Genomic DNA, 19,138 nt, shown 5'->3' with positions numbered 1-19,138 from the left:
TAACCGAAAGGGATGATTCAGGTGTCCATTGACAAAAAAGTTCGTGAATGGGAAGAGGCCGGTTTACTCGATGAAGTGACCGGTCAGCGCTTGGTCGAATATGAACATAAGAAGTTGGCGGTCGGTGGCAAACGTGAGCACAAACCGCCTATTCTTGTGATTATCGGTTCCATTTTGCTCGCACTCAGCCTCTTTAGTTTTGTCGCGGCCAATTGGCAAGCGATTCCTGACCTCGTCAAAGTAGCCATTTTCTTATCGTTCATGATCGGTATGTATGTCGCGGCCGAACGTTTGCAAGTGAAGGCGTCGCGTTATGTCACGCTATTCCGTCTATTGGGGGTCGCTTTTTTCGTCGCTACGATGATCGTCATCTTCTCGACTTATAATCTGTCCTCGCAAATCCCGTTCTTATTTTGGCTTTTCCTTGCCGTTGCCGTCCTGCATAAATTGATTTATAAGCATCCCATCTATACGTTCTTGGCCGCGCTCGCTGCCTTTTTGGCGATCACGAACAGTTTTCAAGGCATCGGACTCACCTTGATCGTGTTCGGGCTAATTGTGACCTGGGTCTGGTTCCATTATGGGGACAATGAACTCGATCGCATCTTCGCCTGGTTCGTCTTTTATGGTCTCCTCATCACGATCGGTCAATATGCTGGCTACGAAGGCCGCTTTTGGCCGCTATGGGCACTTGCCGCCTTGCATGTCTTATTCCTCATCTATCGCGAGCGGGCCCAGTGGAACTATTTGTACTTGTTCGTTGCGGCCATCCTATCGATCGGTTATTTGATCAATGCGACAGAGAGCTGGTTGTCCCAGCGACAACCGTCCGTCATCGAAGCGACGATTCTCTCGGTCGTTCTCGTCGCCGTCTATTTGGTGCATCGGCGTCCGGATTTGATGTGGGTCAGCTTAATCGCCGTCATCCCGTTCTCGTTATTCGAAGACTCGGGCATTTTGCTGGCGGTGCTGCTCGAAGTGGTCGCGCTCGCCTATCTCGTCTATCAAGACCATAATCGCAAACCAATCGTCCTCGCCTTCATCTATTTCTTGCTTGTCCAAATGACGATCTATTTCATTTACGTCTGGGATCGACTCGACATTTCGTTGTTCTTCCTCATCGGAGCATTGATCGTCTTCGCGTTGTCGCTCGCCTTATGGTGGCGTAGCCGTTCGAGAGGGGATGCACGGACATGAAACGATTAACGCCTTGGCTAGTGCCAATCATACAAGTAGTGATTGCTGTCGGTTTTATTCTGCTCGTCTACGCGGTCTCCTGGTTCGGAGAGACGTATACGTTCAAAGCGACGTCCTATGAGCCGTACGACCCGTTCTTTGGAGACTTTGTCTATTTGGAGTATGACTCGTTCGAAGGTAAACAAGATGTCGAATCGGGGACAGTATACGTCTCGTTCAAAACCGGGGATGACGGGTATGCGACCATCGATCGGGTCAGTTCAAGACCATTCTTCGGGGGCACGCGGGCCAACTATTACGACCGGCAAGTGTATATCGATGACATGAGTTCGTATCGGGTCGCCGAGGGAGAAACGTCGGCGATCGAAGGTGCGAAAACGTTCGAAGTGGACGTCGATGTCGCACCTTGGGGCATGGTGAGACCTCACGATTTACGCTCGGTAGAGGCTGAAACAGAATGACAATCAGATTACAGATTTGTTACACAGTGTGTTGTAACGAATCTGTAATTTTTTATGGAAACGACTGATAATGTTAGCTTAATAGCAAATGTTACAGATTGTAACCACTCGTTTCGTGATGTGTCAGAAATATTTCACTTCATCAAAATCCCTTCTCGTGGTTGGAGCGACATGGTAAATTTACTCCTGTTCGTTAGAAGACGAGAAAGGTGCTGACTTATTGACTATGCATTCCTTAAAATATATGATCACGATTTTATTTGCCGCTGTCGGAACGTTCGCGTTTGTTGCGACTGCCGATGCCGCGCAAATTGGAATCGGGACCGAACAAAAAATTGTCCAAAACCCACTTGAATTAGAACGTCAAGCGATTGAGCTGGAGCGCCAACAAAAAATTGAGCGAGAGAAACGTCTTGCCGAAGAGAAGCGTCTCGCTGAAGAAAAACGTTTAGCCGAAGAGAAGCGATTGGCCGAAGAGAAAGCCGAGCGTGAACATGCGGAGCGTGAAGCAAAAGCGAAAGCAGAGCGATTAGCAGAAGAAAAACGTGCCGCTGCCGAGAAGGCACAACAAGAAGAAGCGAAACGTCAAGCTGCAGCGAAAGCCGAGAAGAAGCAACAAGCGGCGTCGAACGCGACCGTGACACCAGTCTCGACACAAGGACGTGTCATTCAAGCGGAGTCGACGGCGTATACGAACGATGCGGCTGACAACGGTTCTTACGGGGGACGCGTCTTGACGGCGACAGGCCATGACGTAACGGATTCGATTTATTATAACGGCATGCGCATCATCGCCGTCGACCCATCTGTCATCCCGCTCGGTACGGTCGTTCAAATCGATGGGGTCGGTCAAGCGATCGCACTCGATACCGGAGGACGCATTAAAGGGAACATCGTCGATTTACTCGTCGACACGAAGAGCGAGGCCATCAATTGGGGCCGACGCCATATCACAATCACATTGCCATAATCTACAGGTTCTCCTTCGGGAGAGCCTTTTTTTACATCAATCCATCTGGACTTGTCGTTTGGCAACGCCGTGAGCACGTTGCGTTGTTTAACAAACGTTGGAAACGGGCAAACTAATATTTGACTTTCATGAAAAGTTACGAGCCGAGGAGGGGTAGAGTTGATAGAATTTCAAAATGTATCCAAGCGCTATGAGGACGGGACGTTAGCCGTCAAAGACTTGGATTTGACAGTCCGTAAAGGGGAGATTTTTGTTTTGATCGGCCCATCAGGGTGCGGCAAGACGACGACGATGAAAATGGTGAATCGACTGATTGACCATACCGATGGAAAAATTTTAATCGACGGGAAAGAGATATACCAATTCGATATTTTTGAGTTGCGTCGTAACATCGGTTATGTGCTACAACAAATTGCCTTATTCCCTCATTTAACGGTCGAGGAAAACATTTCCGTCGTCCCTGAATTATTGAAATGGCCAAAACAGAAAACGAAAGACCGCGTGACCGAACTGATGGAGATCGCCGGACTTGATCCTGTCTTACGGGCTAAAAAACCGACCGAACTCTCCGGCGGACAACAACAACGCGTCGGCGTTCTACGTGCGCTTGCAGCCGACCCTGACGTCATCTTGATGGATGAACCGTTCTCGGCGCTCGACCCGATCAGCCGGGGACAACTCCAAGACGATATTAAACGTTTGAACGATGAACTCGGGAAGACGATTCTTTTTGTGACCCACGACATGCAGGAAGCGATGAAGCTCGGCGATCGCATCGCCTTGATGCGTGATGGCGAGTTGGTCGTCGTCGGGACACCAGATGAAATCAGAACGAGCACGGATCCGTTCGTCCTCGATTTTACACAACGCGGAAGAGGTGAAGTTGATGCTTGAGACATTCCAAAACCGACGGGGTGAACTCGTCGAGGCGCTCATCGAGCACTTGCAGCTCTCCGTCGTCTCCCTACTGATCGCGGTCTTGATAGCCGTCCCGCTCGGCATCTGGTTGACACGCCGCAAGAAAGTGGCCGAGACCACTATCGGTGTCACTGCCATCATTCAAACGATTCCTTCTTTGGCACTTCTCGGATTGATGATTCCACTCGTCGGGATTGGCGCCTTGCCGGCGACGATCGCCCTCGTATTATACGCCTTGTTACCAATTCTTCGGAACACGTTCACAGGTTTAAACGAAGTCGATAAATCACTCATCGAGGCGGCCCGGGCTTGTGGTATGAAGCCGAACCAAAGCTTGATGAGAGTCGAACTACCGCTCGCCTTACCGGTCATCATGGCCGGGATTCGAACGGCGATGGTGCTCATCGTCGGGACGGCAACGCTCGCCGCCCTCGTCGGAGCCGGTGGACTCGGGACGTTAATTCTACTCGGGATCAACCGAAACGATAATTACTTGATTTTGCTCGGCGCCATCCCGGCCGCCATCCTCGCCCTCTTGTTCGATTTCTTACTCCGACAGATGGAAGGAGCGACGGCAACACGCAACAAGACAAAATTGATCGCTGTCTCGACCGTCTTGGCACTCATCATCGCGGCACCGCTCGCGTTCGGTCGCACGCAACAGACCGACCTCGTCGTCGCCGGAAAACTCGGGCCTGAGCCGGAGATTTTGATGAACATGTATAAACTGTTGATTGAAGAAGAAACTGATTTGACCGTTTCCGTCCGTCCGAACTTCGGGGAGACGACGTTCGTCTGGGGCGCGCTCCAATCCGGCGATGTCGATATCTATCCAGAATTCACGGGGACGGTACTCGCCAGTCTCGTGAAAGAGGCACCGAACTCGAATGACGCCCGCGAAGTGTATGAACAGGCTCGCGATGCGTTGGCTGACGACGGCTATGCGTTGCTTGAGCCGATGCAGTTCAACAACACCTATGCCATCGCCATTCCGCGGGACTATGCCGAAGAGGAAGGTATCACGTCGATTTCTGATTTGCGGAACGTACAATCGGATATTGCAGCCGGCTTCACGCTCGAGTTCACGGACCGGGAAGACGGTTATCCGGGACTACAGCAAGCGTACGGCCTCGACTTCCCATCGGTCGTCTCGATGGAGCAAAAGCTCCGGTATCGCGCAATCGCCCGTGGTGACGTCAATCTCGTCGATGCTTACGCGACGGACCCGGACATCGCCGAAAACAATTTGCTCGTCCTTGAAGACGATCAACAGTTCTTCCCGCCTTATCAAGGGGCACCGTTGCTCAAGCAGGAAACATTAGACGAGCACCCTGAGATCGAAGACGCCCTTAATCAATTGGCCGGCAAAATTACAGATGAAGAGATGTCTGAATTGAACCGCCGCGTCGCGTATGGGAATGAGCGCGCTTATGACGTCGCACAAGACTTCTTGGAGCAGGCAGGTCTCCTATGAGAGCGATGATTATTTCGAACCCGAAATCCGGTGCAAGTGAAACGATGCTCGGGGAGGTCGTCGGGACGATCGAATCCCTGTATGACGAGATTCTGATTCGGAAGACGCTCGGACAAGGAGACGCCGCCCGCTTTGCCGAAGAGAGTGTGGCTTACGAGCACTTGATTGTCATCGGCGGGGACGGCACCCTACATGAGGTCGTCAACGGCCTCATGGCACTTCCGAAAGATGAGCGGCCGACGGTCGGTCTCGTCCCGGGCGGCACGTGCAACGATTTTGCCCGTGCCCTCGCTTTACCGGTCGAACCGATTGAAGCGGCCCGGTTATTTAAGATGAGTCATGTGCAACCGGTCGACGTGATGCGAGTCAATGGCCGTTACGGCCTTAACTTTATCGGGATCGGCCTCATCGCCGATGCGTCGCGACAAATCGATCCGCTTCAAAAAGAATCACTTGGCTCAATCGGTTACTTTTTAGCGACGATTCGTCAATTCAGGGAACTCGACCCGTTCGACGTCCGCGTCGAACAGGACGGAGAAGTCGTCCACGATGGCCCGGTCAGCTTTCTATACGTCGGAAACGGGGCATATTTAGGGACGGTACCGACAAAGCTACCGACCCAGTCGTTCACCGACGGACTCGTCGAAGTCGTTCACAGCTCGGCTATCGGCTTCCCCATGATTCGTCAACTGTTGACCCAGCAGCTCGGGCTCGAACAGTCGTCCCCGGAATGGGTGCATTTGCAGATGTCGCAACTGACCGTCCATTTGAGTGAATCTCAAATCATCGACGTCGATGGGGAACACTTCGAGGCGGAACGGTTGGACATCGATGTCCTGCCGAGCGAGTTGTCATTTCTCGTTCCATCACACTAAAAATCCATAAAAGCTACCAGCAGAGAAAAGAATTCAGACTTTTCTCTGTTTTTAGTTGTCCTCTTTTCTGAACCGTGTTAGTATTTCACTATTATTATGAAAAAGATATGAAAACAGGAAGTAGGGATGGTAATGGCGCAAAACTCGTTCGCCTCAAAAATTGGATTCATCTTAGCGGCTGCAGGGTCAGCGATTGGTCTCGGTGCGATTTGGAAATTTCCATATGTCACCGGCACAAGTGGAGGCGGCGCCTTTTTGCTCATGTTTTTAGCGTTCACGCTCTTACTCGGTCTACCGTTGTTGATCGGTGAGTTCATCGTCGGACGCTCGACTCAAAAGACGGCATTGCTCGCATTTAAAAAGCTGGGCCACGGGCGATGGACGCTCGTCGGTTACCTTGGCGTCATCGCATGTTTCTTATTGCTCTCATTCTACAGTGTCATCGGCGGTTGGGTCTTGATTTATGTCGGGCTCGGATTGAGCGGGACATTGAACGGACGTTCGCCTGACGAGTTCGGCGCCGTCTTCGGAGATGTCGTCTCATCACCAGGCATCGCCGTGTTCGGGCAGTTCTTGTTCTTACTGATCACGCTCTTGATCGTCCTAAAAGGCGTCGAGGCAGGCATCGAGCGCATGAGTAAGATTTTAATGCCGCTCTTGTTCGTCAGTTTCATCGTGCTCGTCATCCGTTCGTTGACGCTCGACGGGGCGATGGAAGGAGTTCGCTTCTTCTTACAGCCTGACTTCTCGGCTTTGACCGGAAAGTCGGTCTTGTTCGCACTTGGTCAAGCATTCTTCTCGTTATCACTCGGGGTCGCGGCCATGTTGACGTACGCGTCGTACATTAAAACGAAAGGGACGCTGAATCGCTCGGCGAACATGATCGTACTCTTGAACATCGCCGTCTCGTTATTAGCGGGTCTCGCGATTTTCCCGGCCGTGTTCGCATCTGGACTCGACCCGGCTGAAGGCCCGGCGCTTCTCTTCGTCGTCTTGCCGGCCGTCTTCAATCAAGTTCCGCTCGGTGGGTTCTTCATGGTATTGTTCTTCCTCTTGTTCACGTTCGCCTCAATCACATCATCGATTGCGATGCTCGAAGTCGTCGTCGCTGGTGTGACGGATAAATTGAACGAGAAGAAGCAGAAGATGTCGAAACGGAACGTCACGCTCTTATCAGCGGCAATCGTCTTTGCGGTCGGAATTCCGTCGGCACTGTCGTTCGGTGTCATGAGCGAGTTACAATTCTTTGATGGAATGACGTTCTTCGATGTGATGGATTACGTCGTCAGCTACGTTTTGATGCCGATCGGCGCGCTTCTGACCTCCATTTTCGTCGGCTATGTCGTCGATCAACGCATCTTGAAAGAAGAGATTCAAACGTCGGATGTCGGTGTGAAACTGTATCCAGTGTGGCGATTCCTTATTCGCTACGTCATCCCGGTGACGGTCGCCGTCGTCATGGTGTCGACATGGATCACTACGTTGCTTGAAACGTAACCTGTTTATTAAAAACATCCTCTCGCTACATATGTTGTAGTAAGAGGATGTTTTTCGTTTAAAAGGGTCAGGAGAAGGTGGGCTCAATCACTATAAAAACGTGATGAGAATACCTAGGGTAGCAATGACGTATACTCACACACTCCGTTCTGTCTGAGGCCAAATGCCACTGATACCCATGGCTGTCGCACCGATGATGACCACAAGTCCTCCAATAGAGAAGATGTTCACGGTAATTCGAGATATAACCATGAAAGATAAAGTAGTTGAGAGGGCGATCAGGACAACAAATAGGAAAACAAACGATTGAAAGTTTCCTGAATGATGTCTTTGGAAATGTCAACATGCTGTTCACCTCCTTTGGTGCTTAGTGGAGACGACTAATAAACGACTTGGATTTGAGAGTCCTTGTATATTAAGATGCCCTGTTATCTTAACGCTAATTTCGAGTATTACGTGAACGATGGTCAAAACTATTTCGTCCTTGCGACCGAGAGAGTGAGCGGCGTCATTATGCTAAGCTTATAAAGATGACGAAACTTTTTTTGAAGGGTCACGTAAGGTACAATAGAAGTATCATGAGACGAGGTGAAACGGATGAAAACATGGATGAAATGGGCCCTGACCGGGGCGATCCTATATTTTGCCATAAGCGTTTTTGATTTCTCTTGGTTGTTTATCATCGTCGGGGCGCTCGTGTTAAACGAAGTGTGGTCGAACAATAAACGGCGGAAACGGGCACCCGCGCCCGTTGCCAAACGGGCCAAGAAGAAACTATTGCTCGATGAAGACGAACCGTTCGTCGGCTCGCGCATTCTGAAACCGCTCGAAGAAGCGGCGCCGGTTCGTCAATTCGAGGCGACCGATGACCTAGAGCTTCAATTTTTACAGCGGACGATTGAACAAGGGTATGAGAAGCTGCAACAAATCGACCGTGTCTTGCCAGAAATCAAAGACATCGAGGTCCGTCGTGAGATGAAGGCGGTCTCGAAGGAAGCACACGAACTGTTCGCCGAACTGTTCGAGAATCCACAAGACGCAAAACACGTCCGTGACTTGTTCACGTTTTATTTGGATTCACTTGTGTCGGTCGTGTTGAAATTTAAAGAACTAGAAGGAAAACGCGTCGTCATTCAAGAAGAGACACGTGAACAGTTGATTACCAATATGCGACTCATCGTCGACAAGTTCAAACAGCAACGCAGCCGTCTCTTAGAAGATGACGCGGTCGACTTTGAACGAGAGTTGATCATGATGGAAAAAGTATTGGCCGATCAACCAGAAGGGAGAAAAAAACATGACTTCATCGAATGAAACGAACTGGCAGTCATGGCCAGAAGAAGAGCTCACTTCACAGACGAAAACGAAGACGGAGACCGATGCGATTTCGGACCCGTCCGTGGACTGGTCATCTATGACAGAGAAACACGAGGTGCCGGCCATTCAAGTGAATCCTGATGTCCCGCAGGAACACCGGGAACGGATCACGCGCATCGCCGAGTCGATCGATATTAAAAAGACGGATTCGGTCATGTTGTTCGGTTCGAACGTGCAACGTGAACTATCGCAATTCTCGGACCAAATCTTGACCGAGGTCCGGATGAAAGATGGCGGCGATGCCGGGAAACTATTGTCCGACTTGATGCAGAACGTGCGTAAGATGGACCCGGACATGTTACAGCCCGAGAAGAAGAGTTTTATGGACAACTTGCCGCTTATCGGACGGGCGAAAAAGAAAGCCGAGAACTATAAACTCCAGTTTGAAAAGATGAGCGTCTATTTAGAAGAAGTCATCCATAATTTGGACCGGGCCAAATTCGGTCTGATGAAGGATATCACGATGCTCGATCAAATGTACGATAAGAACAAGCGTTATTTTGAAGAGCTCAACGTCTATATCGCCGCCGGTGAGACGAAACTTGACCACGTGCGCAGCTATGAGATCGCCCCGCTCCGTCAAGAAGTGGAGATGTCGAAAGACCAGGTCAAACTGCAACAGTTGAACGACATGATCCAACTCGCGGACCGATTCGAGAAAAAATTGCATGATTTGAAACTGAGCCGGACAATCAGTCTGCAAATGGCACCGCAAATCCGGGTCATCCAGCAAAACAACCAGATTCTAGCCGAGAAAATCGAGTCGGCGGTCGTCAATACGATTCCGCTCTGGAAAAACCAAGTCGTGCTCGCGCTCAGCTTGACACGACAAAAGACGGCGCTCCGCATGCAGCAAGACGTCACGAAGACGACGAACACGTTGCTTGAGCAGAACTCGAAGATGTTGAAAGATTCATCCATCGAGATCGCCACAGAGAACGAGAAAGGTATCGTCTCGGTCGAGTCGCTCAAAGTGGCGCACGAGAACTTGCTCTCGACGCTAGATGAGACGCTCCGGATTCAACAAGAAGGACGTCAAAAACGTCGTGAAGCCGAACGTGAACTCGATCGGATGGAGCACGAGTTGAAAGAAAAAGTCATCGAGATTGCTTCAAAAAACAAAGAGTTGCCGAAAGAGACTGGTTATTGAACGAGGAAAGTCTGAGCACTCAGACTTTCCTTTTCTTTGAGGAGGATACAACATGGAAAAACAACGACTATGGGATGAGACGTGGTTACAGTTTGCCGACATGATGGCGGTACGTCATTCAAAATGCGCCTCGAAAAGTGTCGCATGCGTCATCGTCAAAGACGAGAAGCCAATCTCGATCGGGCTGAACGGGACGCCTCCCGGGCATACGAACTGTAACGAAATCTTTTTAAAGCGGGAAGACGGCTTTTATAAACGGGACGAGTACGTTTCGGCGGATGCGGTCGAATTGCTCGAGGTACCGGTTTCGATCATCCACAACGGTGTGACATTTATTAAATGTTCGGACCCATACGACCACCACAACTGGTCAAAGCAACATGAAATCCACGCCGAAATCAATGCGATCGGAAAGCTCGCTGCGGATTCGACGAACGCGTTCGGTGCGACGGCGTACGTGACCCATTCACCGTGCCACGCCTGTTCGCTTGCCTTGATCGCATCACGTGTGGCCCGTGTCGTCTATGCGGTCGGCTATGAGCATGGAGACGGCCTCGATTTGATGCGTGAGAGCGGGATTGACGTGGTACATATGCCGCTTGAAAAAAGTTTCAAAAACACATTGTAAACGTTTACATTCGGTGTTATATTATTAATGTACTGCCAATGGTGTTTTACTCTTCCATTATTTGTCTCTCTTCGGAGAGACCTTTTTTTATGGCAAAGCACAGGTGAGACAAAGTTTACACATAATGTTCAATATTTCACAATCTTTTCGGGGGTTTCTTTCTTATAATGAAAGTAGATTAACGAGAGGGGAAATGTTACATGGAAAAACAAGTTCGTTTCACAGATGGTGCCTATGATGTGGAAGCGTTGATCACACTCGAAGAGGTGTGGGAAGATAAGTTTGCGATTGGGACGCATAAAGAGCTCGCCGTCAAATCGTTGAAAATCAACGGGAACGATGTTTCAGAGTTGAAGCACGTTCGGGCGTTGCTTCGTTACTACCCGACGCTAGGTGTGTCTGGCATCTTGCTAGCGCTCGACGGTGCCGCGGCTGAAATTGTCGCCTTGTCAGGGGACACAGATCCGGCACTTCGGTTCGTTGAACTCGTCGCGTTACAAATGGATGAGGCGGCCACTGCAGAGTTGAAAGACTTATACGCCGAGATGGCGGTCTAAATAGTAAAGGATGACAATTTCGTCATCCTTTTTTCATTTTCAGGTTGCAATGCGGGATCAGTATGGTATTATTGTCAATAGATGAAGAAATGGAACGCCATATCGTTATCGACAACCAAAAATGGGGATCTAGATAGCTAGATCGCTGTGAGAAAGCCACGTTCATAGGAACGTGGCTTTTTTTTGTATAAATTCGAAACCAGCACCGAGGTCGATGGCGACATGGGCGTCTGAACCGAGCACGAATGGGATGCCGAGTGCGGCCGCCTCAGTCGCTACGTCAATGGCGTAAGCTTGGCCGCAATCGGGTTTGCGGAGCCCGGCCGTATTCAAATCGAGACCGAAACCGCGCGTGGCAATCGTTTGTAGCAAGCGCGTCTGTTCAGCCTGCACGTTCGAGCGGTCCCACGTGTAATTGTGTTGATACTTGATTGGTAAGTCGATATGTCCGATGCGGTCCACTTTCAGACGCTCCCAAGGGAATGCGAGCCCGGCAGCGAGCGCCGTGTAGTAGCGTCGCATCACCTCTTCGAACGACCCGACGCGACGCACGAGCGTATCAAATGACTCGGCCGAGAAGTCAACAGGCAGGAGCTCACCGTCGACGAGTAGAAAGTGTTGGGACAAGATCGCCTCATCTAATATGTCGGCGTAAGGCTCAAGGAAAGACAACGTCTCGGACTCACAGCCTGGCAAGTAGTCAATCTCTAGGCCAAGCCGGATATCGAGCTCAGGATACGACCGTTTCAGCTTTTGAATCGCTTCAATATAAAGCGGTAAAGATTCGACCGACATGGCCGAGTCTTTGTCGGGCGTCGGGTCTAGGAACCGAGCTGGAAAAGGGGCATGTTCGGTGAACGTGAGCGTTTTAATTCCAAGGCCCAACGCGCGATTTACATACGCTTCAAGCGAATCGGACGAGCCATGCGGGCAAAATGGGGTGTGAAGGTGACCATCACGGGTAAAGTCAATCATCAGGCGACATTCCTTTCGAGTTCGCCGGTTGACAGCACCGGCTTGGTTTGATAAATTTAACACACTACTTTAGTTTGGTAAAGTGATAATAAGATAAAGGGTGATATCGATGATTTGGTTCAATACTAAAGGATCCATCCCGGAAGGATGGCACGAATTGCAAGGGGAGGACGTCCTGCGTCCGAAGCAGTGGATGTTATCATTTTTAGAACGAGCCGAATCAAACGGCTACAGCGTGATCGAACCGCCGCTCGTAGAATATTATTCGCACTATCAAGACTTGGCCTTGTTCGATGAGTCGGCCTATTATCGTCTGTTCGGGAATGACGGGGAGTTGCTCGTCATGCGCCCAGACTATACGTTACAAATCGCTCGGAAACTCGCCGATGGTCATGAACCGATGCGCGTCGCCTATGCCGGGGCCGTGTATCGGCGTACCCCGAAGCATTCGGGACAACCACACGAGCGTCAACAGCTCGGCCTCGAATGGATTGACGGAGATGCTCCCGATATGGAGTTGATCGCGTCATTCCTCAGCATGACTGAGCGTGTGTTGCCGCAAGAAGGGCTTCGAATCCAAGTCGGTTCGGCTGCCTTGGTCGCCGCCGTGGCGGATGAGGCCGGCATCCCTGAGCGGACGCTCCGCCAATATTTGGCGCTCCGAAACTTGGAATCACTCCGTGACCTCGCGGATACGTATCAATACCCGTTAATCGCGAAGTTACCGTTCTTAATCGGTGACTCGGCACTAAATGAGTTGCGTGAAGTCGCCGATCCAGGTTTGACGGCTGCAATCGAGGAAGTAGAGCAGGCGGTCGAACATTTACGTTCCATCGGTTTGAACGTATCGTATGACTTCGGTCAGACCGGGGATTTTGATTACTATTCAGGTTTGACGGTGACAGGCAGCATCGACGGGCGACGCGTCCTCTCAGGCGGTCGTTATGATTCACTATATGGACATTTCGGCCAATCGCGCCGGGCGTTCGGATTGTCGCTCGATTTAGAACAGTTAGGTGAGGTGATTTTATGAAGGTGGCCATCGCGAAAGGGCGCATTGAAAAAGCGGCCCGTGACTATTTCGAACAAGTCGGACTGACCGTCTGGCCGGAAAAACGAGGACGTGAATTGACGGTCGAAATCGACGGGCATGAGTTCATCTTCGTCAAAGGGGATGACGTCTATAAATACGTCATGCACGGCGCGGCAGACGTTGGCGTCGTCGGTGGCGATGTCTTGCGAGAGAAGACGCCGGGCGTCCTTGAAGTCGTCGACTTGCCGTTCGGCCGTTGCCGCATGGCGGTCTGTGGACCGAAAGAACGGAAGAATGGGACGAAGAAACTGAAAGTTGCGAGTAAGTACCCAAATATCGCCATCTCTCACTTCGCCTCGAAACGGCAGAACGTCGAAGTGATCGCCTTGAACGGATCGGTCGAACTCGCACCGCTCACGGGACTCGCCGATTGCATCGTCGATATCGTCGAGACGGGGGCGACGCTCCGCGCGAACGACCTCGAAGAATACGAGACGATCTTCACGGTGAACGCCAAGTTCATTATGAGTGAGGCGGCGCTCGCCAACAATCCTGATGAATTGAAGGCGTGGATTCGTCGCTTGAGCAAGGAGGAAGCGAAATGAGTACAGAAACGAACCGAGCCCGGCGGGAAAGCTGGGCGGAAGCGGTCAAGCCGATTCTCGAGGCCGTGGAGTCGAACGGGGACGAGGCGCTCCTCGCGTTCACGAAAAAATTTGACGGCGTCGACAAAATCGAAACGGTCGATCTGACGACATTCTCGCCACCTGAAGCATATGTTGAACTGACCGAGGCGTTGACGCTCGCGGCCGAACGCATTCGCACGTTTCATGAGCGCCAGCGACGTCAAGACGACGTATATGAAGACGTCATGTTCCGGCTCGGACGCCGCTTCATGCCGCTCGACTCGGTCGGCGTTTACGTGCCGGGCGGGACGGCCGTCTATCCGTCGAGCGTCTTGATGAACATCATTCCGGCGAAAGTGGCCGGCGTGAAACGTGTCGTCATGGTGACGCCGCCGAAACAAGACGGCATCGACTTATCACTGTTGATTGCGGCAAAAATCGCCGGGGCGGATGAATGTTATCTCGTCGGCGGGGCGCAAGCCGTGGCCGCATTGGCATTCGGCACTGAGACAATCAAGCCGGTCGATAAAATCGTCGGACCTGGTAACGCCTATGTCGCGACCGCGAAGTCGCTCGTCTCGCACATCGTCGGCATCGATTCGGTCGCTGGACCGTCCGAGGTGCTCATCATCGCCGATGAGACGGCCAACCCGAAATGGGTCGCCGCCGACTTGCTCGCCCAAGCCGAACATGATGTCGAAGCGACGGCACTCGCCCTCGTCACGTCAGACGAATTGGCCGAGCGAATCGAACAGGAATTGACACGCCAGTTGGCCGAGCTGCCACGCCGTGACATTGCGGTCGAGGCATTGAAGCGAGGTGGGGTACGCGTCATGTCGAGCGAACAGGCGATCGAAGTCGCCAACGAGATGGCAGCCGAGCATGTGCAACTTGCCGTTGCCGACCCGGAAACCTATATGCAAGCCATCCGTCACGGTGGTTCGTTCTTCCTCGGTCACGAAGCCGCGGAAGCGTTTGGCGATTACATCGCTGGACCGAACCACGTCTTGCCAACGAGCGGGACGGCCCGCTTCTCAAGCGGTCTCTCGGTCGATGATTTTTACCGGAGACAGACGTTCCTTCAGATGACGGAGCTCGATGAGCGTGTCACACGCGCCGCGATTCGCATCGCGCAACAAGAACAACTTGACGGCCACGCCCGGGCGATGGCGGTCCGATTGGAGGACGTATGAGACTAAACTATGAGACGATTCCCCGCTACGTCCCGCATGCGGTCAAAGGGCACGCGTTGAATCAAAATGAGAGCCAGTATGCGTTGCCAGAACGCTTGAAGACGGCGATCCGAGAGCTACCGCTCGATTTGAGCCATTACCCGGTCGACGAGTTGACGGCGCTGAAACAAAGCTATGCGGCGTATGCTGGTGTGAGCCCGCAACAACTTATGGTCGGCAGCGGAAGTGACGAATTGCTCGCGATTCTCTGTCAGGCCATCCTCGACGCCGAGGACGTCGTTGCCGCCCCGATTCCCGACTTTTCGATGTACGGCATTTACACGCACATCGCCCGCGGGAATTTTGTACAGCCAGATGCGGACGGATTATCAATTGGGTCATTGCTCGAGACGATCGAGGCGGAACGGCCGAAACTTGTGCTCGTGTCGAACCCGAACAATCCGACCGGGAAGATGTGGTCGCTCGATGAACTCGAGACGATTGCACGTCGAGTCCCGTACCTTGTCGTCGACGAGGCGTATATCGATTTCACGATGGAAGATTCGTTTAAAGACTGTCTGGCGAAGCATACGAACGTGATTATTCTCCGTACGCTATCGAAAGCGTTCGGACTCGCCAATCTGCGCATCGGCTTCATGATTGCCGACGAACGTTTGATCGAGAAGATTGACCGGTTCCGCTCGCCGTTCAATGTGAGCGGGCTGAGTGCGGCCGTGGCGACGGTTGTAGTGAACGACTCTGATTATATTGATGAGTCGATCAACTTCCATCAAACGCAGCGGCAAAAACTTGAGACGTTGCTCACCCCAATCGGGAACGTGCTGCCGAGCCGGGCCAATTTTCTATATGTCGAGACACCGGACAGCGAAGCCTGGGCCGCCCGCTTCCTTGAAAAAGATGTCCATGTTCGCGCGTTCGCAGACGGGATTCGCGTCAGTGCCGGTACGGACGAGGCGTACCGCTTGCTTCAACAAACGATAGAAGAGGTGACTTCACTTGAGAACAGCTGAGACGAAACGAGAGACGAAAGAAACGAACATCGAACTTAAACTCGATTTGAACGGGACGGGACAAAGTGACGTCAAAACAGGCGTCGGCTTCTTTGACCACATGCTGACCCTGTTCGCATTCCATAGTCAAATCGATTTGACGGCCCATGTCGAAGGGGACACGTGGGTCGACGCACACCATACGGTCGAAGACGTCGGGATCGCCCTCGGGCAAATGATCAATCAAGCGCTCGGCGACAAAATCGGCATCCGCCGTTACGGAACGAGTTATTTACCGATGGACGAGACGCTCGCGCGTGCCGTCGTCGACGTGTCCGGCCGTCCGTTCCTCGTCTACCGGGCCGATATCAAAAATCCGAAACTCGGGGACTTTGATACCGAGCTCGCCGAAGAGTTTTTCCGGGCCGTGGCGATGAACGCCCGCTTGACGCTGCATCTTGAGGTGCTCTACGGGTCGAACTCGCACCATATGATTGAAGGGCTGTTCAAAGCATTCGGTCGCGCCCTTGCCGAAGCAATCGGGCAAGACGGATCGAATCGACTCCCGTCGACGAAAGGACGGATCGAAGGATGAAGGTCGCGGTCATCGATTATGGAATGGGCAACGTGTTCAATGTCGAACGTGCGCTCCAAGCCATCGGCTGTTATGTCACCATCACGAACGATCCTGTCGTCATCGAGGCGGCGGATGCCATCTTGCTTCCGGGCGTCGGGGCGTTCCCGCAGGCGATGCAATCGTTGAACGAGACGGGACTGATTCCGCTATTGAAACGGTCGGCGCAGGAGAAGCCGTTCATTGGCATTTGCCTCGGCATGCAGCTCTTGTTCGAGTCGAGCACGGAAGGGGTGCCGACGGAAGGACTCGGTTTGATTGCAGGACGAGTCGAGCGGATGCGGGCGAAACGTCTGCCGCACGTCGGCTGGAACTCGATTTTGCGAGACGAGGACGTCTATTTCGTTCACTCGTATCACGTCGTGACCGATCCGACCCATGTGATCGCTTCTGCCGATTATATGGGGGAAGACGTGCCGGCTATCGTGCAAAAAGGGCTCGTCACGGGGATGCAGTTCCACCCGGAGAAGAGCGGCGCGTTTGGACTCAGCTTATTGAAAGAATGGAAGGAGGCGGTCGAACGTGAGATTACTACCGGCCATTGATTTGATTGATGGAAAAATCGTCCGCTTGACGGAAGGCGATTTCAATACCGAAGAACAGTACGGAGACCCGTATGAGAAATTGAAGGAGTGGCAAGGGCGCGTCCCGATGCTTCACTTGATTGATCTCGAAGGGGCGAAAGCTGGAGAACCGAGACATCTCGATGTCGTCCGGTTTGCCAAAACGTGCGGTTTCTTCGTTCAGACCGGCGGGGGCATCCGTTCCGAGGAAGCGCTCGACGCGGTCATGGCGACCGGTGCGGACCGGGTCTTGCTCGGGACAAAGGCGTTCACAGACCCGGATTTCTTGGACCGGGCGCTCGCGAAGTACGGTGATCGTGTCGCCGTCGCCCTCGATGCCTATGATGGCATCGTCGCCGTCAACGGCTGGCAAGAAGCGACCGAACTGCAAGATATCGATGCTGCGAAAGGGCTCGTCGACCGTGGGGTCAAGACGATTCTTTATACGGACATCGGTTCGGACGGGAAGTTGAATGGACCGAATCTCGAGCGGATGAAGGCGCTCCGTGAAGCCGTCTCGGTCACACTCATCGCTTCGGGCGGTGTGACGACCGAGGCTGACGTCGAAGCGCTTCAAGCGGCCGGGATCGATGAGGCGGTCGTCGGGAAAGCACTACTCTCCGGCCAAGTCAGCCTTGATGACTTGATCGAGTGGGAGGCGCGCCATGCTTAAACGTCGCATCATTCCGTGCCTTGATGTGAAAGACGGCCGTGTCGTCAAAGGAATCGAATTTGTCGCGTTACGTGACATCGGCGACCCGGTCGAGATTGCCAAGTATTATGACGCCTCTGGGGCGGATGAGCTTGTCTTTCTCGATATCACCGCAAGTACGGAGCGCCGGCAGACGATGCTTGACGTCGTCAGTGCCGTCGCCCGGAAAGTGTTCATTCCGCTCACAGTCGGTGGCGGTATTCGGTCGCTTGAGGATATTTCCTCGCTCTTAAAAGCTGGGGCCGATAAAGTGTCGCTCAACACGCTCGCCGTCGAATCACCCGATTTGATTAAACGGGCGGCCGAGCGGTTCGGGTCACAATGTATCGTCATCGCTATCGACGTCAAGTTTGAGGACGATGATTACTTCGTTTATACGTATGGCGGGAAGAACCGGACCGAGTTGCGGGCCGTCGATTGGGCAAAGCAAGTGGCCGTACTCGGGGCGGGTGAACTGCTCGTCACGTCGATGAATCAGGACGGAAAGCAGAGCGGCTACGATTTACGAATCCTTGATTTGCTCCGCGAGGCCGTCGACATCCCGATTATCGCCTCAGGGGGCGCCGGGAACGCGAATCACGTCGTCGACGCGCTCGAGAAGGTCGATGCGGCGTTGCTCGCCTCGATTTTACACGACCGGAAAACGACAGTGGAAGAGGTGAAACACGTATGCAGCGAGCACAACTTGCCGATGCGGTTCGTTACGACGACAATGGATTGATTCCGGCCATCATCGTGTCGACCAAAGACGACGCCGTCCTCATGTTAGGCTATATGAACGATGAGGCAATTCAAAAGACGCTCGAGACGAACACAGTCACGTTCTGGTCACGTTCGAAAGGGCGACTTTGGATGAAAGGGGAGTCGAGCGGAAATACGCTCGAACTCGAGAGCATCCACGTCGATTGTGACCAAGACGCGCTCTTGGTTCGTGTCCGTGCCAACGGACCGACATGTCATACGGGAAATCGAAGTTGCTTTTTCACGGAGGTGGAAGGATGATTCACGAATTAGAGAAGTTGATTCAAGAACGACAGGCGTCACCGAAAGAAGGGTCGTATACATCTTATCTATTCGACCAAGGTGTCGACAAGATTGCCAAAAAATTTGGTGAAGAGTCGTTCGAGGTCGTCATCGCGGCGCTGAACGATGAAGATTTAGTCGAGGAGTCAGCAGATCTGCTGTATCACTTGCTCGTCTTACTCGCCGCTAAGGGCGTGTCGCTACACGATGTCGAGGTGCTCCTCGCCAAACGGCATGGGACGACGACGCCGGCGAAACCACGCCGGGACGTCACCGACTGGTAACA

General features: G+C 52.5%; 21 protein-coding genes and 1 pseudogene. 21 read left to right on the top strand and 1 reads right to left on the bottom strand.

Annotated features, from left to right (window positions below; translation table 11 throughout):
- The first annotated feature begins 12 nt into the window (after window positions 1-12).
- From NMQ00_RS08885 to NMQ00_RS08835, 11 genes and pseudogenes are all read left to right on the top strand, one after another.
- Entirely contained in the window at window positions 13-1,197 is a 1,185-nt protein-coding gene (locus NMQ00_RS08885) for a DUF2157 domain-containing protein (RefSeq protein ID WP_255176415.1), read from the top strand.
- Entirely contained in the window at window positions 1,194-1,658 is a 465-nt protein-coding gene (locus tag NMQ00_RS08880) for a GDYXXLXY domain-containing protein (protein ID WP_255176414.1), read from the top strand. The genes NMQ00_RS08885 and NMQ00_RS08880 overlap by 4 nt, the downstream gene beginning before the upstream one ends.
- A gap of 226 nt (window positions 1,659-1,884) precedes the next feature.
- Window positions 1,885-2,628: a 3D domain-containing protein gene (locus tag NMQ00_RS08875; RefSeq protein WP_255176413.1), complete on the top strand. Its 744-nt coding sequence runs from the start codon at window positions 1,885-1,887 to the stop codon at window positions 2,626-2,628.
- Between the two features lie 159 nt (window positions 2,629-2,787).
- A pseudogene (locus NMQ00_RS08870) lies at window positions 2,788-3,504 on the top strand (ABC transporter ATP-binding protein); the annotation flags it as partial.
- 10 nt (window positions 3,505-3,514) lie between these two features.
- Window positions 3,515-5,020: an ABC transporter permease/substrate-binding protein gene (locus NMQ00_RS08865; RefSeq protein WP_255178704.1), complete on the top strand. Its 1,506-nt coding sequence runs from the start codon at window positions 3,515-3,517 to the stop codon at window positions 5,018-5,020.
- Entirely contained in the window at window positions 5,017-5,895 is an 879-nt protein-coding gene (locus NMQ00_RS08860) for a diacylglycerol/lipid kinase family protein (protein ID WP_255176412.1), read from the top strand. The genes NMQ00_RS08865 and NMQ00_RS08860 overlap by 4 nt, the downstream gene beginning before the upstream one ends.
- Before the next feature lie 132 nt (window positions 5,896-6,027).
- Complete coding sequence (locus tag NMQ00_RS08855) at window positions 6,028-7,392, top strand: sodium-dependent transporter (protein WP_255178703.1); 1,365 nt, start codon at window positions 6,028-6,030, stop codon at window positions 7,390-7,392.
- A gap of 597 nt (window positions 7,393-7,989) precedes the next feature.
- The gene (locus tag NMQ00_RS08850) at window positions 7,990-8,706 is read left to right on the top strand and encodes a 5-bromo-4-chloroindolyl phosphate hydrolysis family protein (protein ID WP_131484525.1); all 717 of its coding nucleotides are present in this window, start codon (window positions 7,990-7,992) and stop codon (window positions 8,704-8,706) included.
- Window positions 8,690-9,919 carry a toxic anion resistance protein gene (locus NMQ00_RS08845; RefSeq protein WP_034777376.1) on the top strand — a complete coding sequence of 410 codons (1,230 nt, stop codon included), beginning with the start codon at window positions 8,690-8,692 and terminating at the stop codon, window positions 9,917-9,919. The genes NMQ00_RS08850 and NMQ00_RS08845 overlap by 17 nt, the downstream gene beginning before the upstream one ends.
- Window positions 9,920-9,971: 52 nt before the next feature.
- Window positions 9,972-10,547 carry a deoxycytidylate deaminase gene (locus NMQ00_RS08840; RefSeq protein WP_255176411.1) on the top strand — a complete coding sequence of 192 codons (576 nt, stop codon included), beginning with the start codon at window positions 9,972-9,974 and terminating at the stop codon, window positions 10,545-10,547.
- A 200-nt stretch (window positions 10,548-10,747) separates the two neighbouring features.
- On the top strand, window positions 10,748-11,104 hold the full coding sequence (locus tag NMQ00_RS08835) for a hypothetical protein (protein WP_255176410.1): 357 nt from the start codon (window positions 10,748-10,750) through the stop codon (window positions 11,102-11,104).
- Between the two features lie 162 nt (window positions 11,105-11,266).
- On the opposite strand, the gene hisJ is transcribed toward NMQ00_RS08835, so the two are convergent.
- The gene (gene hisJ, locus NMQ00_RS08830; protein ID WP_255176409.1) at window positions 11,267-12,079 is read right to left on the bottom strand and encodes a histidinol-phosphatase HisJ; all 813 of its coding nucleotides are present in this window, start codon (window positions 12,077-12,079) and stop codon (window positions 11,267-11,269) included.
- Between the two features lie 109 nt (window positions 12,080-12,188).
- Between hisJ and NMQ00_RS08825 the strand changes: the two genes are divergently transcribed.
- Genes NMQ00_RS08825 through hisE form a run of 10 tightly spaced genes read left to right on the top strand, consistent with a single transcriptional unit; the run spans window position 12,189 to window position 19,136 of the window.
- Complete coding sequence (locus NMQ00_RS08825) at window positions 12,189-13,112, top strand: ATP phosphoribosyltransferase regulatory subunit (RefSeq protein ID WP_255176408.1); 924 nt, start codon at window positions 12,189-12,191, stop codon at window positions 13,110-13,112.
- The gene (gene hisG / locus NMQ00_RS08820) at window positions 13,109-13,717 is read left to right on the top strand and encodes an ATP phosphoribosyltransferase (protein ID WP_255176407.1); all 609 of its coding nucleotides are present in this window, start codon (window positions 13,109-13,111) and stop codon (window positions 13,715-13,717) included. The genes NMQ00_RS08825 and hisG overlap by 4 nt, the downstream gene beginning before the upstream one ends.
- Window positions 13,714-14,931 (top strand): histidinol dehydrogenase, encoded by a 1,218-nt coding sequence (gene hisD, locus NMQ00_RS08815; protein ID WP_255176406.1) that lies wholly within the window; start codon window positions 13,714-13,716, stop codon window positions 14,929-14,931. Before hisG ends, hisD begins: the two co-directional genes overlap by 4 nt.
- Entirely contained in the window at window positions 14,928-15,941 is a 1,014-nt protein-coding gene (locus NMQ00_RS08810) for a pyridoxal phosphate-dependent aminotransferase (RefSeq protein WP_255176405.1), read from the top strand. Before hisD ends, NMQ00_RS08810 begins: the two co-directional genes overlap by 4 nt.
- Window positions 15,928-16,515 carry an imidazoleglycerol-phosphate dehydratase HisB gene (gene hisB, locus NMQ00_RS08805; RefSeq protein WP_255176404.1) on the top strand — a complete coding sequence of 196 codons (588 nt, stop codon included), beginning with the start codon at window positions 15,928-15,930 and terminating at the stop codon, window positions 16,513-16,515. The genes NMQ00_RS08810 and hisB overlap by 14 nt, the downstream gene beginning before the upstream one ends.
- Window positions 16,512-17,099: an imidazole glycerol phosphate synthase subunit HisH gene (hisH, locus tag NMQ00_RS08800; RefSeq protein ID WP_255176403.1), complete on the top strand. Its 588-nt coding sequence runs from the start codon at window positions 16,512-16,514 to the stop codon at window positions 17,097-17,099. Before hisB ends, hisH begins: the two co-directional genes overlap by 4 nt.
- The gene (hisA, locus tag NMQ00_RS08795) at window positions 17,077-17,790 is read left to right on the top strand and encodes a 1-(5-phosphoribosyl)-5-[(5-phosphoribosylamino)methylideneamino]imidazole-4-carboxamide isomerase (protein WP_255176402.1); all 714 of its coding nucleotides are present in this window, start codon (window positions 17,077-17,079) and stop codon (window positions 17,788-17,790) included. The genes hisH and hisA overlap by 23 nt, the downstream gene beginning before the upstream one ends.
- A complete protein-coding gene (hisF, locus tag NMQ00_RS08790; RefSeq protein WP_255176401.1) occupies window positions 17,783-18,550 on the top strand; it encodes an imidazole glycerol phosphate synthase subunit HisF in 768 nt (255 codons plus the stop codon). The genes hisA and hisF overlap by 8 nt, the downstream gene beginning before the upstream one ends.
- Window positions 18,499-18,831, top strand: a complete 333-nt coding sequence (hisI, locus tag NMQ00_RS08785; protein WP_255176400.1) for a phosphoribosyl-AMP cyclohydrolase — start codon at window positions 18,499-18,501, stop codon at window positions 18,829-18,831. The genes hisF and hisI overlap by 52 nt, the downstream gene beginning before the upstream one ends.
- Window positions 18,828-19,136, top strand: a complete 309-nt coding sequence (hisE, locus tag NMQ00_RS08780) for a phosphoribosyl-ATP diphosphatase (protein ID WP_255176399.1) — start codon at window positions 18,828-18,830, stop codon at window positions 19,134-19,136. The genes hisI and hisE overlap by 4 nt, the downstream gene beginning before the upstream one ends.
- Window positions 19,137-19,138: the final 2 nt, after the last annotated feature.

The organism is Exiguobacterium aurantiacum, from assembly GCF_024362205.1.
Lineage (GTDB): Bacteria > Bacillota > Bacilli > Exiguobacteriales > Exiguobacteriaceae > Exiguobacterium > Exiguobacterium aurantiacum_B.
Note: the sequence above shows the minus strand (reverse complement) of the source record. Positions and strands in the feature narration are given on the sequence as shown.

Coding starts and splice junctions, on each gene's coding strand:
- NMQ00_RS08885 (WP_255176415.1), top strand. CDS start 13: ATGATTCAGGTGTCCATTGACAAAAAAGTTCGTGAATGGGAAGAGGCC.
- NMQ00_RS08880 (WP_255176414.1), top strand. CDS start 1,194: ATGAAACGATTAACGCCTTGGCTAGTGCCAATCATACAAGTAGTGATT.
- NMQ00_RS08875 (WP_255176413.1), top strand. CDS start 1,885: ATGCATTCCTTAAAATATATGATCACGATTTTATTTGCCGCTGTCGGA.
- NMQ00_RS08865 (WP_255178704.1), top strand. CDS start 3,515: ATGCTTGAGACATTCCAAAACCGACGGGGTGAACTCGTCGAGGCGCTC.
- NMQ00_RS08860 (WP_255176412.1), top strand. CDS start 5,017: ATGAGAGCGATGATTATTTCGAACCCGAAATCCGGTGCAAGTGAAACG.
- NMQ00_RS08855 (WP_255178703.1), top strand. CDS start 6,028: ATGGCGCAAAACTCGTTCGCCTCAAAAATTGGATTCATCTTAGCGGCT.
- NMQ00_RS08850 (WP_131484525.1), top strand. CDS start 7,990: ATGAAAACATGGATGAAATGGGCCCTGACCGGGGCGATCCTATATTTT.
- NMQ00_RS08845 (WP_034777376.1), top strand. CDS start 8,690: ATGACTTCATCGAATGAAACGAACTGGCAGTCATGGCCAGAAGAAGAG.
- NMQ00_RS08840 (WP_255176411.1), top strand. CDS start 9,972: ATGGAAAAACAACGACTATGGGATGAGACGTGGTTACAGTTTGCCGAC.
- NMQ00_RS08835 (WP_255176410.1), top strand. CDS start 10,748: ATGGAAAAACAAGTTCGTTTCACAGATGGTGCCTATGATGTGGAAGCG.
- hisJ (WP_255176409.1), bottom strand. CDS start 12,079: ATGATTGACTTTACCCGTGATGGTCACCTTCACACCCCATTTTGCCCG.
- NMQ00_RS08825 (WP_255176408.1), top strand. CDS start 12,189: ATGATTTGGTTCAATACTAAAGGATCCATCCCGGAAGGATGGCACGAA.
- hisG (WP_255176407.1), top strand. CDS start 13,109: ATGAAGGTGGCCATCGCGAAAGGGCGCATTGAAAAAGCGGCCCGTGAC.
- hisD (WP_255176406.1), top strand. CDS start 13,714: ATGAGTACAGAAACGAACCGAGCCCGGCGGGAAAGCTGGGCGGAAGCG.
- NMQ00_RS08810 (WP_255176405.1), top strand. CDS start 14,928: ATGAGACTAAACTATGAGACGATTCCCCGCTACGTCCCGCATGCGGTC.
- hisH (WP_255176403.1), top strand. CDS start 16,512: ATGAAGGTCGCGGTCATCGATTATGGAATGGGCAACGTGTTCAATGTC.
- hisF (WP_255176401.1), top strand. CDS start 17,783: ATGCTTAAACGTCGCATCATTCCGTGCCTTGATGTGAAAGACGGCCGT.
- hisI (WP_255176400.1), top strand. CDS start 18,499: ATGCAGCGAGCACAACTTGCCGATGCGGTTCGTTACGACGACAATGGA.
- hisE (WP_255176399.1), top strand. CDS start 18,828: ATGATTCACGAATTAGAGAAGTTGATTCAAGAACGACAGGCGTCACCG.